General features: G+C 38.2%; 20 protein-coding genes and 1 other annotated feature (1 of these 21 only partly in view). All 20 genes read left to right on the forward strand.

The genetic code is table 11. The features are described from left to right. Positions 1–217: a binding site (T-box leader), on the forward strand; it begins 31 nt to the left of the window's first position. A 59-nt stretch (positions 218–276) separates the two neighbouring features. The 20 genes from pheA (at position 277) to fba (ending at position 21,358) form a co-directional block, all read left to right on the forward strand. Next, positions 277–1,143, forward strand: a complete 867-nt coding sequence (gene pheA, locus HALSA_RS01870; protein ID WP_013404946.1) for a prephenate dehydratase — start codon at positions 277–279, stop codon at positions 1,141–1,143. 443 nt (positions 1,144–1,586) lie between these two features. After that, complete coding sequence (gene aroF, locus HALSA_RS01875; protein WP_013404947.1) at positions 1,587–2,636, forward strand: 3-deoxy-7-phosphoheptulonate synthase; 1,050 nt, start codon at positions 1,587–1,589, stop codon at positions 2,634–2,636. Then, entirely contained in the window at positions 2,629–3,549 is a 921-nt protein-coding gene (locus tag HALSA_RS01880) for a prephenate dehydrogenase (protein ID WP_013404948.1), read from the forward strand. Before aroF (HALSA_RS01875) ends, HALSA_RS01880 begins: the two co-directional genes overlap by 8 nt. A gap of 9 nt (positions 3,550–3,558) precedes the next feature. Continuing rightward, positions 3,559–4,845 carry a 3-phosphoshikimate 1-carboxyvinyltransferase gene (gene aroA, locus HALSA_RS01885; protein WP_013404949.1) on the forward strand — a complete coding sequence of 429 codons (1,287 nt, stop codon included), beginning with the start codon at positions 3,559–3,561 and terminating at the stop codon, positions 4,843–4,845. Positions 4,846–4,907: 62 nt separating this feature from the next. Then, positions 4,908–6,023 carry a histidinol-phosphate transaminase gene (gene hisC, locus HALSA_RS01890; protein WP_013404950.1) on the forward strand — a complete coding sequence of 372 codons (1,116 nt, stop codon included), beginning with the start codon at positions 4,908–4,910 and terminating at the stop codon, positions 6,021–6,023. Next, entirely contained in the window at positions 6,020–7,069 is a 1,050-nt protein-coding gene (gene aroF, locus HALSA_RS01895) for a 3-deoxy-7-phosphoheptulonate synthase (protein WP_013404951.1), read from the forward strand. The genes hisC and aroF (HALSA_RS01895) overlap by 4 nt, the downstream gene beginning before the upstream one ends. 108 nt (positions 7,070–7,177) lie before the next feature. Beyond that, entirely contained in the window at positions 7,178–8,377 is a 1,200-nt protein-coding gene (gene aroC / locus HALSA_RS01900) for a chorismate synthase (RefSeq protein WP_013404952.1), read from the forward strand. Positions 8,378–8,472: 95 nt separating this feature from the next. After that, the gene (locus HALSA_RS01905; protein WP_013404953.1) at positions 8,473–9,228 is read left to right on the forward strand and encodes a SurA N-terminal domain-containing protein; all 756 of its coding nucleotides are present in this window, start codon (positions 8,473–8,475) and stop codon (positions 9,226–9,228) included. 133 nt (positions 9,229–9,361) lie between these two features. After that, positions 9,362–10,057 (forward strand): response regulator transcription factor, encoded by a 696-nt coding sequence (locus HALSA_RS01910; RefSeq protein ID WP_013404954.1) that lies wholly within the window; start codon positions 9,362–9,364, stop codon positions 10,055–10,057. Continuing rightward, complete coding sequence (locus HALSA_RS01915; protein WP_013404955.1) at positions 10,032–11,837, forward strand: HAMP domain-containing sensor histidine kinase; 1,806 nt, start codon at positions 10,032–10,034, stop codon at positions 11,835–11,837. The genes HALSA_RS01910 and HALSA_RS01915 overlap by 26 nt, the downstream gene beginning before the upstream one ends. 89 nt (positions 11,838–11,926) lie before the next feature. After that, the gene (locus HALSA_RS01920) at positions 11,927–13,333 is read left to right on the forward strand and encodes an aminopeptidase (RefSeq protein WP_013404956.1); all 1,407 of its coding nucleotides are present in this window, start codon (positions 11,927–11,929) and stop codon (positions 13,331–13,333) included. A gap of 120 nt (positions 13,334–13,453) precedes the next feature. After that, positions 13,454–14,125: a protein disulfide oxidoreductase gene (gene pdo, locus HALSA_RS01925; protein ID WP_013404957.1), complete on the forward strand. Its 672-nt coding sequence runs from the start codon at positions 13,454–13,456 to the stop codon at positions 14,123–14,125. 23 nt (positions 14,126–14,148) lie between these two features. After that, entirely contained in the window at positions 14,149–14,469 is a 321-nt protein-coding gene (gene trxA / locus HALSA_RS01930; RefSeq protein ID WP_013404958.1) for a thioredoxin, read from the forward strand. A 162-nt stretch (positions 14,470–14,631) separates the two neighbouring features. Next, positions 14,632–15,039, forward strand: a complete 408-nt coding sequence (locus HALSA_RS01935) for an NADPH-dependent FMN reductase family protein (RefSeq protein WP_013404959.1) — start codon at positions 14,632–14,634, stop codon at positions 15,037–15,039. Positions 15,040–15,131: 92 nt separating this feature from the next. Beyond that, on the forward strand, positions 15,132–15,560 hold the full coding sequence (locus HALSA_RS01940) for a YwiB family protein (RefSeq protein ID WP_013404960.1): 429 nt from the start codon (positions 15,132–15,134) through the stop codon (positions 15,558–15,560). A gap of 71 nt (positions 15,561–15,631) precedes the next feature. Continuing rightward, positions 15,632–17,293: an arginine--tRNA ligase gene (gene argS, locus HALSA_RS01945; protein WP_013404961.1), complete on the forward strand. Its 1,662-nt coding sequence runs from the start codon at positions 15,632–15,634 to the stop codon at positions 17,291–17,293. 27 nt (positions 17,294–17,320) lie between these two features. Continuing rightward, positions 17,321–18,931, forward strand: a complete 1,611-nt coding sequence (locus HALSA_RS01950; protein WP_013404962.1) for a CTP synthase — start codon at positions 17,321–17,323, stop codon at positions 18,929–18,931. A gap of 10 nt (positions 18,932–18,941) precedes the next feature. Continuing rightward, complete coding sequence (locus tag HALSA_RS01955; RefSeq protein ID WP_013404963.1) at positions 18,942–19,715, forward strand: enoyl-CoA hydratase/isomerase family protein; 774 nt, start codon at positions 18,942–18,944, stop codon at positions 19,713–19,715. Positions 19,716–19,832: 117 nt separating this feature from the next. Beyond that, positions 19,833–20,453, forward strand: a complete 621-nt coding sequence (locus HALSA_RS01960) for a hypothetical protein (protein ID WP_013404964.1) — start codon at positions 19,833–19,835, stop codon at positions 20,451–20,453. Between the two features lie 47 nt (positions 20,454–20,500). Next, positions 20,501–21,358 carry a class II fructose-1,6-bisphosphate aldolase gene (fba, locus tag HALSA_RS01965; RefSeq protein ID WP_013404965.1) on the forward strand — a complete coding sequence of 286 codons (858 nt, stop codon included), beginning with the start codon at positions 20,501–20,503 and terminating at the stop codon, positions 21,356–21,358. Positions 21,359–21,383: the final 25 nt, after the last annotated feature.

Genomic DNA, 21,383 nt, shown 5'->3' on the forward strand with positions numbered 1-21,383 from the left:
TCTTATCTATTTCAGCGAAGCAGGGTTAGTGAGAGCCTGCCAGTAGGTAGTTTGGTGAAGTTCCCCTGTGAGTTGTCGGCTGAACACAAAAGTAAGCTGGACCGGTTTTCTACCGTTAAGTGGATAGGTTATTGGAATCATTAATATTCCTGTGACTGATGAGTGGGCTTTTTAGCCAAAAAGATTGGTACCACGAGATTATAACCCTCGTTCTTTAATTAGAACGGGGGATTTTTGCATTTATAACTATAAAATTATTTTATGAGGGGGAGATTGATGAAGAATTTAGACTATGCTTATTTAGGACCACCAGGAACTTTTAGTGAACAGGCAATTTCAGCTTACTGCAGCAAATATGGTGGTAAAACACATGCCTGTGATTCTATTCGTGACATCGTTGAGACCATTGTGAAGGATGAGGTTGATCTGGGACTACTACCTTTAGAAAACTCTCTGGAAGGATCGGTTAATTTAAGTCTGGATCTGCTCTACAAACACTCAGAATTAAAACTCTATAGAGAAATCGTCTTACCTATAGCCCATTATCTACTGGCAGCTCCCGGTGTAAAAAAAGAGGATATTAAAAAAATATACAGCCATCCTCAGGCTATTGCTCAATCTGGAGATTATATCAACCGTCATTTAAGTGAAGCAAAGATAGTCTATACTGATAGTACTGCAGCAGCTGCGGCAGAAGCTTTAAAACATGATGACAGGGCTGTAATCGGCTCGATCAGGCTGGCCGATATTTATCAGCTGGATGTTCTAGCAGAAAATTTACAGGGGGATCTTCCCAATGCAACCCGCTTTGTGCTGGCAGCCAAGGCAGATAAAGACTTCAGTGATAAAAACCATCTAGGTAATAATGCAGAAAGCCAATTTAAGACTTCAATCATCTGTGCACCAGAAGTTAACCGGGCAGGTGTTTTACATGAGATGTTGGGAGAGTTCGCTAAAAAAGAAATTGATTTGAGCAGGATCGAGTCAAGACCGACCAGACAGAGATTGGGCGAATATTTATTTTATATTGATCTGATGGGAAGTAGTGAAGATCCTGATTTAATCGAGGCACTTAATGAGGTTGAAGCTATGTCAGGCTATTTTAGGCTTTTAGGTTCATATCCAAAAACAGTGATTAAATAGTTAATCTGTACCTTGAAAAATAAATATTTGGGCGAAAGCGGAACTTTAATTTGACAAATTAAAATTCTCCTGCTATAATACTCATTAATAAATTAAAACTCTAAAAAACTTTGAAAGAGGATCCAGTAAGCTTTAAGCTGAAATACACCTCTTGAGTTGCCAGCTGAAAGTGAAAACGATTAAGCTTAGGCCGTTAACCGGCGTTACTCGGTGCGGAAGTGTTAGCTTCCAGTAGAGATGATCTTGAGAGATTTTTATATTTTTTGAGATTAAAACAGGTGGTACCGCGATTATAATCGCCCTGAGATGGGGCGATTTTTTGTATTTATATAGTAAAATATTGGAAGTAAACAGTTTCTTGGTCTGGAATTTAAAGGCGATAATAATTTGATTAAATTTAAAAAAATTAAAAGATTTTAATGAGAAGAGAGGAGTTTTAAATCATGATAGCAGTACTAAAAAGAAATGCAAGTGAGGCGGACAAAGACAGGGTAATCGAGGTAATTAAAGGTGAGAATTTTGATGTTCACCCCATTCAGGGAGTAGAAAAGACAATTATTGGGGTACTTGGTGATCAGGATAATAGGATTAAATTAAAAGAAAAACTGATGACAATGGGTTGTGTAGAAAAGGTAGTTGTGATCTTAGAACCATATAAATTAACGAGTTGGAACTTTAAACAGGAAAAAACTGTGATCGATTTAGGTGATGGGGTCAAGATCGGTGGAGATGAACTGACAGTTATGGCAGGACCCTGTTCTGTAGAAAGCAGAGAACAGATCCTGAAAACGGCCAGGATAGTTAAAGCTGGTGGAGCTCAACTGCTTCGAGGTGGAGCTTTCAAACCGAGAACCTCTCCCTACTCCTTCCAGGGCTTAGGAGAAGAAGGTTTAAAATATATGGCAGAAGCCAGAGAAGAAACAGGCTTAAAGATCATCACAGAGCTGATGGATATTGAACACATCGATGTTATAATGGAATACACGGATGTAATTCAAATTGGAGCCCGTAATATGCAGAACTACTCGCTTTTAAAGGCGATCGGTAAACTTGATAAACCGGTAATGTTAAAAAGAGGTATGTCAGCTACGATTAAAGAATGGCTGCTGGCTGCAGAATATGTGATGAATGAGGGTAACCATGATGTTATCTTATGTGAGAGAGGGGTAAGAACCTTTGGTGAAGAAACAAGAAACACCATGGATTTAAGTTCCATTCCTTTAGTACAGCAGATCAGTCACTTACCTTTGATCGCAGATCCAAGTCATGGTACAGGACGCTGGGAGCTGGTAACACCTGTTGCCAGAGCAGCAGCTGCAGTTGGGGCAGATGGAATCATGGTTGAGGTACATCCTGAACCTCAGAATGCTCTATCTGATGGACATCAATCTCTAAAACCTGCCAATTATCACCTGATGATGGATGAACTGAGGGCGATTCATAGTTCTATTCATCGCTTTGATGCCAGAGAGAAGAAAATCGCTTATGCCTAGTTTAAAAAAAATAGCTGTTGTCGGGGTGGGCTTGATCGGTGCCTCCCTGGCAGCAGCTTTTAAAAAATATCTTGGAAATGTGAAAGTTTTAGCAGTTGATCAAGATGCAGAAGTGATAAAAAAGGCAGAAAAGCTTGAGATAATTGACAGGGGTTATACAGAAATAGCAGCTAATTTAAATGAAGCAGAGGTGGTTTTTATCGCAGTACCAGTTGCTAAAATCGGGACTGTCGTAAAAGAGCTTGCTGATGATTCTTTAAAAAATCAGTTGATAGTTGATGCTGGCAGCACCAAAAAAGCTGTTATGCTTGAGGCCAGAGAATTTTTAAAAAATACTTCACAGAGATTTATTGGTGGTCATCCGATGGCAGGTTCTCATAAATCAGGTATAGACTGGCATCAGGCAGATCTTTTTGTTGATGCACCATTTATCTTAACCCCAGTAATTGAAAACCCAGCTGGAAAAGACCTAAATCACAATCAAAGTGAAGCAGAATTTTTAAGCAGTTTAAGTTCTGGAGAAAAAGAAGATCTAGAAATTTTAAAAGATATTGTAGAAAAGATAGGTGCTAAAAGCTATTTGATGTCTGCAGAAAGTCATGACCGTAGGACAGCCTTTGTCAGCCATTTACCCCATCTTTTATCTTCGGGTCTGGTTAATCTAATTGCCCAACAGCAAAACAGAAGTAATTTTTTAGAGCTGGCAGGTAGTGGTTTTGCAGATATGACAAGGATTGCTGGTGGTTCAGCAGAACTGTGGCAGGATATTATTCTCAGTAACAGAGAAAATATAGTTAAAGCTTTAACAGAATATCAAGAGATTTTAGAAGAGATAAAAATAACTTTAGAAAGCGATGAGCAGCAAGGACTGTATACTTTCTTAGCAAGAGCAGCAGAAATAAAGGAAAATTAGGAGGAGATTATGGATTTAATAGTAGAAAGAAAAAGAAAAGTTAGTGGAGAAATAAAGGTGCCGGGAGATAAATCTATTTCCCATCGTTCTTTGATTTTAGCCTCTATTGCAGAGGGTGTTAGTAAAATTGAGGGTTTACTTGAAGCAGAAGACTGTTTAAGTACCATGCAGATTATGAAAGATTTGGGTATTAAAATAGAAAAAACAGCAGAAGGCAGTTATCAGGTTCATGGAAAAGGCTTAGATGGACTCGAAGAAGCAGATGATGTTTTAGATTGTGGTAATTCGGGAACTTCGATGAGGCTTTTAACAGGTCTTTTGGCTTCTCAGGATTTTTATTCTGTAGTTACCGGTGATCATTCACTGCGTAAAAGACCGATGCAGAGGATAATAGGGCCCCTCTCAAGAATGGGAGCTCAGATTTGGTCCCGTAAAAATGGTTTGGCTCCGATGAGTATCAGAGGTCAGAAACTTGATGCTATAGAATATACTTTACCGGTAGCCAGTGCTCAACTTAAATCTTCAATCCTGCTGGCAGCCTTAAAATCAGAGGGAGAAACAATTATTAATGAACCGGCAGTATCCCGTGACCATACCGAAAGGATGCTCAAGGGGGCAGGGGTTGAGATAGATATTGAGGAAGATAGAATAGTTTTAAAGGCAGCAGAAAAAAGAAAATTAAATTCTTTTGAAATCAAGGTACCTGGTGACATATCTTCAGCTGCATTTTTCATAACTGCTGCTTTAACAGCAGATGAGGGAGAATTGCTGATAAAAAATGTTGGTTTAAACCAGACCAGAAGCGGTTTTATAGAGGTCGTTCAGGCAATGGGAGGCGAAATCAGCCTTTTAAATAAGAAGGATCAGGGTGGAGAACCAACAGCGGACATACTTGTTAAGGCTTCAGATCTAAAAGCCTGTGAGGTAAGTGGAGAGATAATACCCAGGTTGATCGATGAGATTCCAATTATAGCGGTTTTAGCAGCAGCTGCAGAAGGGAAAACCCTGATTAAAGATGCAGAAGAACTGCGGGTCAAAGAAACAGATCGGATTGCTGCAGTTGTTAGTGAATTTAAGAAATTAGGTATTGAAATAGAAGAACATCCAGATGGGATGACTATAAATGGGCCGGTAGAGGTCGAAGGTGGAATTGAAGTAGAAAGTTATCATGATCATAGAATCGCAATGTCTTTAGCGGTACTTGCCTTAAGAACAAAAAAAGGTTTAACGATTAAGGGTAGTGAAATTATCAATACTTCTTTTCCCAGTTTTGAAGAACTTTTAGCCTCGATTTAAGTTAAGGCAAAATATAGCTTATAATAAAATGATATTATTACGAACAAAGGGAAGGTGAGTTGATGAACAGTTTATTTGATGGAGTATCTGAGGGAGTAAAAAACATGAAGCGTTATCAGGCAGGCAAAAGCATAGAAGAGGTCAAAAGAGAATTTGGCCTGGAAAAAATAGTTAAGCTTGCTTCAAATGAAAACCCCTTAGGACCTGCTCCAGAAGTAATTGAGACAATTAAAAAAGAGGCAGCAAATGTTTATCTTTATCCTGATTCAGACAGCAGAATATTAAAGGAGAGTTTAAGTAAACATTATTCACTGCCCCTTGAAAATATATTTATCGGTAATGGTTCAGATGAGATTTTAGATCTTTTGATGACCCTGCTTTTAAATGAAGGTGATCAAATTGTCCAGGGAGATCCTTCATTTATTAAATATGAATTAGCAGCCAGGTCAAGGGGTGGAGAAAGCATAAAAATAGATTTAGATGAAAACCACCGCCTGCAGCCGGAAAAGATGTTAGAGGCGATCACAGATCAGACCAGGGCCATCTTTATCTGCAATCCCAATAATCCGACCGGAACCGTGCTTGAAAAAAATGAGATCGAAGCACTTTTAAAAAAGGTGCCTGAAGAAGTGCTTTTTGTGGTTGACCAGGCCTATTATGAATACATGACAGCAGAAGAGTATTTTGATGGAATAGAATTGCTTGAGCAGTATCCCAATCTCTTTTTGATGCGGACTTTTTCTAAGGCTTATGGAATGGCAGGTTTAAGAGTAGGCTATGCACTTGGTAATCCCAGGCTGGTTGATTATTTAAATAGAATTAGAGGACCTTTTAATGTTAATAGAATAGCTCAGCTTGCTGCAGTTACAGCACTTGAGGCAGATGATCACCTGCAAAAATGTTATCGGTTAAATAAAAAAGGAAAAGAATATCTTTATCAGGAGTTTTCAGAACTTGGACTGGAATATATTGAGACCCAGAGCAATTTTGTGATGGTAGATACTGGAATGTCAGCCGAAAAAGTTTTTAAAGAACTACAGCAAAAAGGTGTGATAATCAGACCTGGTCATCAATTTGCTATGGAAAGCTGGATCAGGGTAACGATCGGTACCCAGGAAGAAAATGAATTTTTCATGGAGAATTTAAAAAGCTTATTAAAAGGAGAAGATAAATTATGATTGCGGTATTAAAAAATAATGCGACAGAGGAAGACAAACAGAAGGTTATTGATCTGATAGAAGAACTAAATTTTGAAGCTCATCCCAATACAGGGGTGGAAAAAACCATAGTTGGGGTAATAGGTTCACCTGATAATAGAACCTTTTTAAAAGAAAAGTTAATGACGATGAACTGTGTAGAGAAAGTGGTTGTGATTTCTGACCCCTATAAACTGACAAGTTGGAACTTCAAACAGCATAAAACCGTGATCGATTTAGGTGATGGGGTCAAGATCGGTGGAGATGAACTGACAGTTATGGCAGGACCCTGTTCTGTAGAAAGCAGAGAACAGATCTTAGAAACGGCCAGGATCGTTAAAGCTGGTGGAGCTCAACTGCTTCGAGGTGGGGCTTTCAAACCGAGAACCTCCCCCTATTCTTTCCAGGGTTTAGGAGAAGAAGGTTTAAAATATATGGCAGAAGCCAGAGAAGAAACAGGCTTAAAGATCATCACAGAGCTGATGGATATTGAACACATCGATGTGATAATGGAATATACGGATGTAATACAAATCGGTGCCCGTAATATGCAGAACTACTCGCTTTTAAAGGCGATCGGTAAACTGGATAAACCGGTAATGTTAAAAAGGGGTATGTCAGCTACGATTAAAGAATGGCTGCTGGCTGCAGAATATGTGATGAATGAAGGTAACCATGATGTTATCTTATGTGAGAGAGGGGTAAGAACCTTTGGTGAAGAAACAAGAAACACCATGGATTTAAGTTCCATTCCTTTAGTACAGCAGCTCAGTCACTTACCTTTGATCGCAGATCCAAGTCATGGGACAGGCCGCTGGGAGCTGGTAACACCTGTTGCCAGAGCAGCAGTTGCAGTTGGGGCAGATGGAATCATGGTTGAGGTACATCCTGATCCCCAGAATGCTTTATCTGATGGTCCTCAGTCTTTAAAACCTGCCAACTACAATCTGATGATGGATGAACTGAGGGCGATTCATAAAACTCTGGGCAGTTTTAAGGCAAGGGAGAAAAAGATCGCTTTTGCCTAGATAGATGATTTTAAATGATCAAGCTGGATTAACTAAAAAATTATAAAAACAGCCCTTAACTTCAAAAAAGTAGTTGAGGGCTGAGTTAGTATTGAGGAGGATAATTAAATGTTTGAATATTTAACAGCAGGAGAATCACATGGACCCCGGTTAACAGCAATTATCAAGAGTCTGCCTGCCGGGCTTAAAATAGAGCTAGATGAGATAAATGAACAATTATATAGAAGACAGCAGGGTTATGGTCGAGGTGGCCGGATGAAAATTGAAAGTGATAAGGTGATCATAAATTCCGGTTTGCGCCATAAAAAAACCCTTGGTTCTCCCCTCAGCATGACGGTGGAAAATAAGGACTGGCAGAATTGGCTGGAAATTATGGCCCCTGATGGGGAAAAAGGAGAAGCTGTTGAGGCTCTGACAAATCCAAGACCAGGACATGCTGATCTACCAGGTGCTTTAAAATATAACCAACTGGATCTGCGTAATATTTTAGAAAGGGCCAGTGCCAGAGAAACTGCAGCCAGAACGGCTGTAGGAGCAGTGGCCAGACAATTTTTAAATGAACTCGATATCAATATCTACAGCCATGTAGTCCAGATCGGTGATCTTAAAAGCAAAAACTGGGGCCAGCTCAAAGCTGAAACTCCAGAGCGTTTTGATTCCGAAAAAGCCAGGGCAGAATATTTTGCTGAACTTGATAAAACCCCCCTCCGCTGTGGAGACAGCCAAAAAACAGCAGAGATGATAGAATTAATCGACAGTTGGAAAGAAAATGGTGATTCTGTGGGCGGGGTTTTTGAAATAGTTGTGACAGGAGTTCCGGTTGGGATAGGTAGTCATGTTCACTGGGATTTAAAGCTGGAAAGTAAACTGGCCGCCCAATTAATGGGTCTCCAGGCTATTAAAGGTGTTGAAATCGGAGCCGGTTTTAAAGGTGCTTCAATGCCTGGTTCAGAAGTTCATGATCAAATATATTATGATCAAGAAAAGGGTTTTTTCCGCTGTACTAACCAGGCAGGTGGAATTGAAGGTGGAATGTCAAATGGTGAAGAGATTGTGATCAGACTGGCCATGAAACCGATCCCAACCCTTGCTAAGGCTTTAGAAACAGCAGATTTGATCTCCAAAGAAAAACGCACAGCAGCCAAAGAGCGCTCTGATGTCTGTGCAGTACCAGCTGCCTCAATAGTTGGAGAAGCAATAACAGCTTCTGTGCTGGCTGAAAGCTGCAGCAGCAAATTTGGAGGAGACAGTATGGAAGAAATCAGGCGCAATTATGAGAGCTATTTAGAATATCTAAGCAATTTCTAAGCTTAAATATATAGTTTTTTAAACTTTCTCTCACATTTTCATCACATTCATCGATTATACTTTTATTTAAGAAATGAGAAAGGAAGTGGATAAACATGAAAAAAATATTAGTATCACTCTTAATTATAACTGTTCTGATCGTACCGACATCTGTTTTTGCTCAGGAAATGGATATGACTCCTGAGGAACCAGTAGACTCTAGTATAGAAGAAGATATCGGTGGCAACATAGTAGCTGAGGTAAATGGTGAAGAGATTACAGATCAGGAGTTAGCCCAACAGGCTAATGTAAATCAACTGCTGCAGGAGATCGCGCAGATAGATCAGCAGTTAGCACAGGTTCTTGTTGACTCGGAAAGTGGTAATGAGGTTCTAGACGAATTTCAAAAACTTAAGCTCGATGCTTTAATCGATAATGTACTTCTTTCACAACAGGCTGAGGAACTTGGTATAGAGTTAACTGACGAAGAAGTTGACGAAATTTATCAAGCTCAAAAAGAATCGATCAAACAGCAGAATGATTTAAGTGAAGAAGATTTCTTAGCTGTACTTGAAAATCAGGGTTTCGAATCTGAAGAAGAATACAAGCAGGCTTTTGCAGATAATCCTAGTTTAAAAGTAAATAAACTGATCGAACAGGAAGTTCTGGGAGATTTCGAAATTTCTGAAGAAGAATTACTTGAAGAATATGAAGCTAATGAAGAACAATTTACCCAGGGTGGAGAGACTATTCCTTTTGAGCAGATTAAACCTCAGTTAGAACAAATGATGATGCAACAGAGACAAAATGATGTTATCAATGATTATATAGAAGGATTAAGAGACGACGCAGAAATAGAGATAATGATTTAACTACTCCCTATAAATTTGTATATGAACTGAGAGCACCCTGCTGATTTTAGGCAGGGTGTTTTCTTTTTTTCGGCTAAGGTGATAAAATATTACTTAGTAATTAAATTATATCCCTGGAGAGAGGTGGCTGCAGATGAATAAAAAAAAGGTTTTAATCATAGATGATGATCCACATATAAGAGAAATACTGGATGACTACTTAAATTTTGAGGGTTTTGATGCCTTTTTAGCAGAAGATACCGAAAAGGGATTGAAAATACTGCAGGAAGAAAAAGTAGATATTTTGATCCTCGATATAATGCTTCCTGATGAAGATGGCTGGGAGTTTTGTCAGAAGATAAGACCGGAATATGATCTGCCGATCATATTTTTAAGTGCCAAAGATAAATCGGTTGACAAAATAACCGGCTTAGAGCTGGGTGCAGATGATTATATAACCAAACCCTTTAGCCCCAGAGAGGTTGTTGCCAGAATAAAAGCTGTTTTGAGAAGATATAATAAAGCAGCAGAAAATGCAAAGATCATTAAATATGGGGAACTGATAATTAACCGTGAACAGCATCTAGTGAGTTTTCAGGGAGAAAAGATAGAACTGACTCCTAAAGAGTTTTCACTACTCTGGCACCTGGCTGAAAACCCCAAAAAAGTTTTTAGAAGAGAAAGGCTGCTTAAAGCTGTCTGGGGTTATGATTATTATGGTGATGTTCGCACGGTAGATACCCATATCAAATCTCTGCGCAAAAAACTGGGTGATAAAGCAGCAGAGGCAGTTGAAACTGTCTGGGGGGTGGGATATAAATTTGATGATCAGAAACTGGAAGAGCAATAGTCTTTTTTCTAAATTGTTATTTAGATTTATAGTTTTAGGATTGATTTTAATAGCTGTTTTCGGCTTTATAATGATCTATTATCTGGAGGATTTCTTTTTCAGCAGCAAAGAAAATGAGGTGTTATCTAATTTAAATGAGATAAAAGAAGATCTCGAAGAACCTCTACTCACAGAAAACGAGGCAGAGATCAACCAGATTTTGAGCCTGACCGCCAGGATGAACAGAGGCCAGATCTGGCTGTCAGATCGGGCAGGCAACATACTCTATTCTTATCCTTCCCGGGAGGATGAACAGGTTAATTTTGATGGTTTTGCCAATATTTTTGATAATAAGATGCTTTCCAGCCGGGTTGAGCCAGAGGGATTTGACAATCCGATGGTTTTAAATGCGATCTCCATGGAAGCTGGAGATGAACAGTATGGACTGCTGTTTTTCAGTTCTGTTGATGGGATCACCTCAACTATCAATCAGGTAAAACAGATTATGTTTTATCTGGCAGTTTTTTCAGCTTTTCTGGCCCTATTAATAGCTTATTTATGGTCTAAAAGTATAGCTAAACCCCTAAAAAATATCACCACAGCTGCCGAGGAGATAAGCAGGGGTAACTTTACAGAACTCCCGGTCGAACAGAACACGGCCGAACTTAAAAATCTGGCTGTCAGTATCAATAATATGTCACGCAAGTTAAAAAAGAACCTCAATAATCTGCGGGAGGAAAAAAATAAGCTTAATCATATCTTATCAGGTATGGATGAAGGTGTGCTGGCTTTAAATAAAGAAAGAGAAATCATCCTCATTAATGATGCCTTTAAAAAACTTTTTTCAATTAAGGTGGAGGGAAGCAATGAACTACTCGTTCAATACAGAACCGAAAGTGTTAATATAAATGAAGATAATTTAGAAAATATCCTTTATAATCAGGAAATAATAGATTTTATAGAAAGTACTATAGTTGAGCAAGAAAGCAAAATAATGGAATTAAAGCTGCAGCAGCCGGAAGAAAAATATCTTCTCATCCACAGTACGGCTATTTTTCGGGGAGATGAGTTCTGGGGGGTAGTTTTAATATTCCAGGATATTAGTGAGAGATGGCGTTTCGAAAAACTTCAGAACGATTTTGTGGCAAATGTATCTCATGAATTAAAAACACCGCTTTCTTCTATCAGGGGGGCAGCTGAGGTTGTTTTTGATGGTGCGGTTAGCAGCGAAAAAGCTAAAAATAAATATTTAAATATGATAATAAAAGAAGCAAACCGTTTAGAAAAAATGGTCAATAATATTTTAAGCCTTTCTGAGCTTAAATCTGATTCACTTAACAAAACCGAAGTAGAGTTTTCTGATTTTGTTTACAATTTAAGTGAAAATTATCGAGAGGTAAATAATATCAAGCAAAACTTCGAATATCAAATAGAAAAAGATATAAAATTAAAACTGGACAGTGACAAAATCAAAAGGGTGATAATCAACCTCCTTGATAATGCAGTTAAATATTCTCCTGCTGAGGGAGAAATCAAGTTGAAGCTTAAAGATCTAGGTTCTCAGGTTAAGTTTGCAATCGAGGATCAGGGTCCCGGGATTCCAGATGCAGAATCAAAAAACATCTGGGAGAGGTTTTATAAGATCAATAAGAAAAATTATAATAATAAAAAGTCAGGCAGTGGTTTAGGTCTGGCAATCTCTAAAGATATAATAGAGCTTCATGATGGTGAGATCTATCACAAAAACACAGCAGAAGGTTCAGAATTCGTCTTTCTACTTGCCAAAAATGAAAGAGAATAATATTTGATTTTGTTAATAGTTTACTTCTAATTTTAAACTAAGCCTGCTATACTGTTTAAGACAGGATGATTTTAAAAGGAGGTAGTTTAATGTCAGAAGAAAAAAAGCAAAAAGATAAATTCAGCTATGAGGCCAAAAATGCCTGGCTGGAAATGGGAGAAGACGAAAGGGAAGAGGTTTTTTCCTTTAATAAAGAGTATGCAGATTTTTTAACTGCCAATAAAACGGAAAGAGAATTCGTTAAAGCAGCAGTTAAGAAATTAGAGGCAGCCGGATTTAAAAATATAAAGCAGTATGAGGAGCTTAAAAAAGGTGATAAAATTTATGTTCTCAACCGCTCCCGGGCTTTAATGGCTGCCGTAATTGGAGAAAAAGAACTAACAGATGGTTTAAAGATCGTGGGCAGCCACATCGATTCTCCACGACTGGATCTTAAACCAAATCCACTTTATGAAGCTGGGGAGCTGGGTCTTTTTAAAACCCATTATTATGGAGGGGTTAAAAAATATCAGTGGGTAACAATGCCCCTGGCCTTACATGGTATAGTTGTTAAAGATGATGGTACAGAAGTAGAGATAAATATTGGTGAAAAGGAATCTGATCCGATATTTTTTATCAGTGATCTTTTACCCCATCTAGGTAAAAGCCAGATGAAAAAGTCAATGAAAGAGGGAATAACCGGTGAAAAGCTTAACCTGGTTGTAGGAAGTATCCCTGTTGCTGATGAAGATGCAAAAGAAAAAATAAAAACTGCAATTTTAGAGCACCTTAATAAAGAATATGGAATAAAAGAAGAGGACTTTATGAGTGCTGATCTGCAGGCTGTACCAGCTTTTAAAACCCGTGATGCCGGTTTTGATAGGGGGCTTTTAGCAGGTTATGGTCATGATGACAGGGTTTGTAGTTTTACCGCTTTAGAAGCGATTTTAGATTTAGGCCAGCCCAAATACACTTCTATGATACTGTTAATGGACAGAGAAGAAGTTGGCAGTATGGGTAGCACAGGTATGCAATCTCACTTTTTTGAAGATCAGCTTGCAAATTTAGTTGACCTTTATTATGATTCTTACAGCGAACTTCTACTCCGCAGGGTGATGCAGAATTCCAAGGTTATTTCTGCTGATGTAAATGCAGCTTATGATCCCGATTTTGCTGAGCTATATGCAAAATATAATTCAGCCTATCTGGGTAAGGGAATAGTAATTTCTAAATACACAGGAGCCCGTGGTAAGGCTGGAGCTTCAGAAGCCAGTGCAGAATTTATGGCCGAGATCAGAGGGCTCTTCAACAATAAAGGTGTAATCTGGCAGACTGCAGAGCTGGGCAGAATAGATGAAGGTGGTGGAGGAACCATCGCCAAATTTCTGGCAAATTACAATATGGATGTAGTTGATTCCGGACCACCTGTGCTTTCGATGCACTCTCCCTATGAGGTTGTTAGCAAGGTTGATGTCTATAATAGTTATCTTGCCTATAATGTATTTTTAGAAAATTAATTTTGAGCTAATGTTAATTACTTTACTTTATTTATCAGTATATCTAGTATAATGAATATAGTGCGAATTCGATGCACCAAATCTTATAATATTTTAGCTTAAATTAAGGAGTGATTTTGGATGGCAAAGATCGATCAAGAAGAAAAAGGAAAAATAAAAGATCTTTTTTCCGCAAACTTAAAGGATGATGTAAATCTTCTTTTCTTTGCAAAAGAAAATGATTGTGAATACTGTGAAGATACAGAAGAAATTTTATCGGAAGTAACAGCTCTTGATGAAAGAGTAAATTTTGAAAAACATTTTTTAGACAGTAAAAAAGCTGCCGAATTTAAGGTTGATAAAGCACCTGCAATCATATTTTTAGATGAAAATGATAAAGACCTGGGAGTTCATTTTTATGGTATCCCTTCTGGTTATGAATTTACCTCTTTAATAGAAGATATACTTGATGCTTCAGATAAAAGCAGGATTGATTTTTCTAAAAAGATAAAAGAAGCGGTGCAGGCGATAAATTTCGATGTTTCACTTCAGGTTTTTGTTACACCAACCTGTCCCTATTGTCCTAGAGCGGTAAGGGTTGCCCATCAAATGGCAATGCTTAATCCAAAGATCAAGGCAGCAATGATAGAGGCAGTGGAATTTGAAGAATTATCAGCCAGTTATGGTGTGTCTGGAGTACCAAAAACCGTGATCAACGATGGTGCAGCAGAACAGGTAGGGGCTGTTCCTGCAAAAACAATTCTCAAAAAGCTTCAAAGTTTAGCCGAAGATGCAGCAGTAGCTGCTGAATAATTATAGATAAGGGGGAAATTCAAATGACTAAAGCAATAGAAGTAACAGATGTGACATTTAAAGATGAAGTAATAGGTGCAGACAAACCTGTAGTTGTTGATTTTTGGGCAGAATGGTGTGGTCCCTGTAAGATGGTAGCACCTGTGGTAGAAGAGATCGCCCAGGAATATGACGATACTATTAAAGTTGCCAAATTAAATGTTGATGAAAATCAAGCAGTAGCTTCTCAATATGGAATCATGAGTATTCCAACCATGCTGGTTTTTGAAAATGGAGAAGTTAAAGATAAACTGGTTGGCTATATGCCTAAAGATAAGCTTGTCAACAAATTGGGTTTAAAATAATTTAATATTTTTTAAAAAAGGCCCTCCTCTCTGCATAGATTTTTAATTAAATGAGTGGGGTCTTTTTTTGTTTAATAATAATTTGATAAATAATTCTTAAATTGCCCTGTAAAAAGATATTTTTTTATGATAGAATTAAGATTGAAAAAAGGAGGGCTTAAGTTGCAGAGGATATTAATTATTCATACACCTGATGATGATTTAAAAGAAATTGCAGAAGGTATAAAAGAAGGTGCAGAAAAACAGGGTTTTCGGGTAGAACTAAAAAACACAGCTGATGGAGCTGGAGGAGTCTCCTTTTATCCTTATGACCTCGTAATTGCTGGTAGTCCAACCCTGGGGATATTTAAAGGAAAGATCGATAATTCTTTAAGAAAATTTCTTAAGGATGTCAAAAGAACTACCGGCCAGAATGCCTATGCTTATGTTAAGCCCAGGTTTTTTGCAAGCAGAAAAGCACTTAAAGAGGTTATGGCTGCCCTTGAGGAACAGGGGTGTATAGTCAAGAATTTTAAAGCTATAAAAGACCATCAATCTGCAGTAGAATTTGGAAAGAGTATTAAAATATAGCATTTTTGAAACCGCAGTTAATTATGGCTGTGGTTTTTTCAAGTTAAATCTTTTTGCCTGAAGCACATTCTATTATGGAGTGATCAACAGTTATGAATAAAAAAGTTTTGATAAAATTAGAAAACAGGCAGGACTATGTTGGTGAACAAGCTGCCACAAATATCAAGAGTGAATTTAAAGGTGAGCTTTATATAAAGAAGGAAAAATATTATCTTAGCTATAATGATCATTCTGAAGGTTTAGATGGAGCCAGAACGATCTTGAAGATTGATCCTAAAACAGAAAGAGTTTTGCTCTTGAGGGAAGAACCTGCAGAGATGAAACAGACTTTTAAAAAGGCCCAAAAAATCAAGGGATATTTTAAAACAGCTTATGGCAAACTTGAGTTAGCTGTTAAAACCAGTCACTTAAAAATTGATATTGAGGATAGTAATGGTATAATAAAGATTGAGTATCAGCTTTTTTTGGGTGGTGAATTAAGTTCTCAGCACAAATTGAAGCTGAGTTATACTATATTATAGAATAAGTAAAAATTTAAAGTATTGCAGTGGCAATTAAAATATTGAAGAATAAATATAGGAGGTTAAGTGTTTTGTATAAAAATTTACAGGCTTTAGTAGAGGCTAAATTGATTAGTGCTCTGGCCGAAAGTCTAAAAAAAGCGATTTATGAAGGTGAACTCGAATTAGAAGGAGTACCGGAGATTTCTGTGGAACAGCCCCGGGAAAAAGAACACGGAGATTATGCTACTAACCTCGCGATGGCAGCAGCTTCTCAGGCCGGGATGAACCCCCGTAAAATTGCTGAAATAATCGTGGATAACTTTGAGGGAGAAGGGGTAGAAGAGATTTCTATTGCTGGCCCAGGATTTATCAACTTTAAGTTAAAAAAGAACTGGCTTTATGAAAACCTGAAATTGATCAATAAACTAAAAGATGATTATGGTAAGATCGATACAGGTCAGGGTAAAAGGGTTCAAATAGAATTTGTATCTGCCAACCCAACCGGACCTCTTCATGTCGGCCACAGCAGAGGTGCGGTTGTTGGAGATGTATGTGCTTCGATAATGGAAGCTGCCGGTTATGATGTAGAAAGAGAATACTACATCAATGATGCCGGTAATCAGATGGATATTTTAGCTGAGTCAACCCTGCTTCGTTACCGGGAAATCTGTGGTAAAGAAATCAAGCTGCCGGAAGATGTTTATGCAGGTGATTATGTAATAGAGATTGCTGAAGACCTTTATCAGGAATACGGTAGAGATATTCTAGAAGAGGAAGAGCAAAAACAGCTGGATATCTGTAGAGAATTTGCCTATCAGGATATGCTGCAAAAAATAAAGGAAGATTTAAATAAATTTGGGATAGAATTTGATAATTGGTTTAGCGAAAGAACCCTGCATCCAGCCAAGATAAATGAAGCTGTTGATGTTTTAAGAGATAAGGGCTATATTTATGAAGAAGAAGCAGCTCTCTGGTTTAAATCAAGTGAATTTGGGGATGATAAAGATAGGGTTGTGATCAAATCAGATGGTTCACCAACCTATTTAGCTGCAGATATAGCTTATCACCTGGATAAATTAGAAAGAGGTTTTGATAAGTTGATCAATGTCTGGGGTGCAGATCATCACGGATACATACCGAGGATGAAGGCGGTTATTGAAGCCTTTGGTTATGGGAGAGATACTTTAGAAATAATAGTAGTTCAGATGGTAAACCTGCTCAGAAACGGAGAAAAAATGCAGATGTCAAAAAGAGCAGGCAGTTTTGTAACCATGAATGAGGTTAATGAAGAAGTAGGTACAGATGCTGCCCGCTATTATTATATAATGAGGAGCACGGACAGTCACTTAGATTTTGATCTGGAGCTTGCCAAAGAAGAGTCAAGTAATAACCCGGTATATTATGTTCAGTATGCCCATGCCAGGATTCACAGTATCATAGATAATGCGGAAATAGAGCCCGATTCCGAAAATCTTAAGCTGCTGAGTGATCCTGCCGAAGTAGATTTGATGAAAATGCTGGCCAGTTTCCCAGAAGAAATAAAATTAAGTGCAGAGTCAAGACAGCCCCATCACTTAACCGCTTATGCCTATGATCTGGCTACAGCATTTCATGCTTTTTATAATAACTGTCGGGTTAATACAGATAACAATGAACTTTCAGGGGCCAGATTATATCTTGTCGATGCAGCCCGTCAGGTGCTTAAAAATGTTTTAACATTGCTCGGGATTAGTGCCCCCGCAGAAATGTAATCAATTTAATTGGAGGAGATAGTAAAAATGACCAAATATATTTTCATAACAGGAGGAGTTGTTTCTGCCCTTGGCAAAGGTATTACAGCTGCCTCACTGGGCCGTTTGCTTAAAAGCAGAGGTTTAAATATAAGTATTCAAAAATTTGATCCCTATATTAATTATGACCCAGGAACGATGAGTCCTTATCAGCATGGAGAAGTTTTTGTAACAGATGATGGAGCCGAAACCGATTTGGATTTAGGACATTATGAGCGTTTTATTGACACTAATTTAAGTCAGAGTAATAATGTGACTACCGGTAAGATCTACGGTTCGGTGATTCGCAAGGAACGTCGGGGAGAGTATCTGGGGGCAACAGTACAGGTTATTCCCCATATTACCGATGAAATAAAGGAAAGGATAACCAGGGTCGGCCGGGAAACAAATGCCGATGTAGTACTAACAGAAATCGGAGGTACGGTTGGTGATATCGAGAGTCTTCCCTTTTTAGAGGCGATCAGACAGTTAAAAAATGATCTGGGTAAAGATAATATCCTCTATATCCATTGTACTTTAGTTCCCTATTTAAAAACAGCCGGTGAACTTAAAACCAAACCAACCCAGCACAGTATCAAAGAGATGCGCAGTATTGGTATTCAGCCTGATATCGTTGTCTGTCGTTCTGATCGAAAATTATCCCAGGAGGTAAAGGATAAGATATCCCTCTTTGGTAATGTGGAAAAAGAAGATGTTATTCAGCTTGTTGATGCAGAACATATTTATGAAGTTCCTCTGATGCTAGAAAAAGAGGGTCTTGCCGATAACGCAGTTAGCAAATTAAAATTAGAAGGCAGGATCGAAGAGGTTGATCTTGAAGAGTGGAAAAATCTGGTCGATAAAATCAAAAATCTTGATCATACCATCAGAATAGGTATCGTTGGTAAGTATGTAGAACTGCCCGATGCTTACATAAGTATAGCCGAATCCTTTACCCATGCCGGGGTTGCAAACAATTCTGAGGTTGAGATCGAATATGTTTATGCAGAAGAACTTGAAGATGAAACAAACCTCAAAAATATTCTTGATAATTTAGATGGTATTTTAGTACCTGGTGGTTTCGGTGACCGGGGAATAGAGGGTAAGCTAAAAGCTGTTAAATATGCCAGAGAAAATGAGATTCCCTATTTTGGAATCTGCCTGGGAATGCAGTGTGCGGTTATAGAGTATTCACGCAATGTTTTAGGGCTTGAAGGGGCTAACAGTTCTGAATTTGATCCAAAAACAGCTGATCCTGTGATTGCATTGATGCCAGATCAGCATGATGTTGAAGATATGGGAGGAACAATGAGGCTGGGTCTTTATCCCTGTAAACTTGAAGAAGAGAGTATCAGCAGAAAGGCATACAGTGAAGAAGTAATATATGAACGTCATCGTCACCGTTATGAGTTCAACAACCAATATCGCAGTCAGTTAACAGAGGCAGGAATGATTTTGAGTGGTTTATCACCAGATGAAAGACTGGTTGAAATAATAGAGATTCCTTCTCATCCCTGGTTTGTTGGTGTACAGTTCCATCCAGAATTTAAATCACGTCCTAACAGACCACATCCACTATTTGTTAGTTTTATTGCAGCTGCTCTTGAGAACAAAAATTAGGGGGTAAATCATGTCAGGACAATATATCACATCAAAGTATGAAGCTTCAATTGCAACAGTTACTTTTGATAGAGCTGAGGTTTTAAATGCCTATAATGAAGAATTTTTAGATGAACTTCTTCAAACTTTAAAAGAGGTTTTTAGTCGAGATGAGCTTGGAGCTGTAATCCTTACAGCAAAAGGTAAAAAAGCATTTTCTGTAGGTGGTGATATAGACTATTTAGAAAAATTAAATAGTCAGGAGGCCAAAGAGCTTTCTCAAAAAGGTCATCAGATCTGTAATTTGATCGAAGAAAGCTGTCCGGTTGTTATTGCTGCTGTGGATGGATATGCTTTAGGTGGGGGTATGGAAATTGCTCTGGCCTGTGATATAAGGATCGCCTCTACCAGAGCTCGCTTCGGTCAACCTGAAGTTAAACTGGGTATTATACCTGCCTTTGGCGGCACCCAGCGCTTACCACGTTTGATCGGGGTTGGTGAGGCAAAAGAACTTCTTTATACAGGTGATATTATCGATGCCAATTTGGCTTATGAGCTTGGTATGATCAATAAGGTTGTTACTCCTCGTTCTTTATATACCTCAGCCCGGGAACTTGCTTTACAGATCACAGATCGTTCTGCCCAGGCTGTAACAATGATCAAAAGAGCTGTTAATAAAGGCTATAATGAGGGCATCAAGGCTGGTAGTGAATATGAAAGCAATGCATTTGCCGAGTGCTTTAAAAATGAAGAACACAGCAAAAGAATCAGAGAGATCAAAAGAATAGTTAAAGAAGATAACTAGAATTATTACTTCCTTAATCTAATTTTGAATTTTAAAAAAGGATTTTGAATTCAAATGAAGAATAGTTAGATTAAGGAGGTGAAGACCTGACCTTATACAGAACGGTCGGGCTCTGATATGATTATAGATTATTCTACTACAATTGCTCTCAACTGCCCTGCTTGTGGCCGTCTGGAAAGAGATGAATTAAATATCTTTGCTTTACCACTTGCAGAGATAAAAAAACTTCATTGCAGTTGTGGTGCTCTTAAATTAACTGTAAAAAGAAAAGAGAATTCACGAATCGAAATAGATTATTTCTGCCTGCACTGTGATACCAGCCATCAGATGCTGGTTTCTTCAGAATCTTTCTGGCATTCAGATTCGATCATTTCTCTTTCCTGTAAGGAGACAGGTCTTAATCCGGGCTTTTTTGGGCCTACAGAAAAGGTTAACCATGAAATCAAGGCCGAGAAAAGAGATTTAGATTTAATCGCTGCAGAACTTGGATTTGATGATTTCAAATCCCCAGAAATTATGCTGCAGGCTTTAGATATACTTGATGATATTGCTGCTGCAGGCTCACTAAGTTGTGAATGTGGTAGTCAGGATTTGAATATCAAATTGTTTTCTGATAAAATTCAGATTGTATGTAACAAATGTGGTACTCATCTGAACATTCCAGCTGCCAGAAATTCTGACTTACATACTTTAAGGCAGTTAAATGTGGTGAGACTGCATCATGTTCAGGGTAAATAATATTTTTGCCCTGAATATTAAACAAAAAAACAGGAGGTTTATTAATTATGAATTTAGTTCCAATGGCTGATATTCTTCAGGATGCACACAAAAGAACTTATGGTGTGGGTGGCTTTAACATTAATAACATGGAGTTTCTCCAGGGCATTATAAGGGGTGCTGAAGAACTTAATTCGCCATTAATTCTCCAGGCAAGCGAAGGCGCTATTCGCTACATAGGAATGGATTATGTGATCAAGATGGTTGAAGCAGCAACTGATAAAACTTCAATCCCCGTAGCACTTCACCTTGACCATGGAAGTAGTTTTGAAAGTATAATGAACTGTATTAGAGCCGGTTTTTCTTCAGTTATGATCGATGCTTCTAAAAAAGAATTTGAAGAAAACATAGCTCTGACTAAAAAGGTAGTAGAAGCTGCTCATTCTGTGGGTGTAAGTGTTGAAGCAGAACTGGGTACTATCGGTGGTACAGAAGATGACCACACCGTTGATGAAAAAGATGCGATGTATACAGATCCAGATCAGGCACTAGAATTTGTAGAAAGAACAGGTGTAGATGCTCTTGCAATCGCGATCGGTACTGCACATGGAGTTTATGCAGGAGAGCCTGAACTTGATTTTGAAAGACTTAAAACCATTAAAAAGTTGATTGATATGCCGGTAGTTTTACATGGAGCTTCTGGTATTTCAGCCGAAGATTTAAATACTGCTGTTGGCTATGGTGTAAATAAAGTCAATGTAAACACCGATTTCCAGCAGTCATTTACAGCAAAGATAAAAGAAGTTTTTGCGGAAAAACCAGAGCTTTATGACCCTCGCAAATACTGTGGCCCAGGTAGAGATGCGATTACCGAAAAAGTAAAAGAAAAAATAAAAATGTTGGGCAGTAATGATAAAGCATGGTAATTTAGGTTAATCTGAGAAATATATC

The sequence above is a fragment of the Halanaerobium hydrogeniformans genome (assembly GCF_000166415.1).
Classification (GTDB): domain Bacteria; phylum Bacillota; class Halanaerobiia; order Halanaerobiales; family Halanaerobiaceae; genus Halanaerobium; species Halanaerobium hydrogeniformans.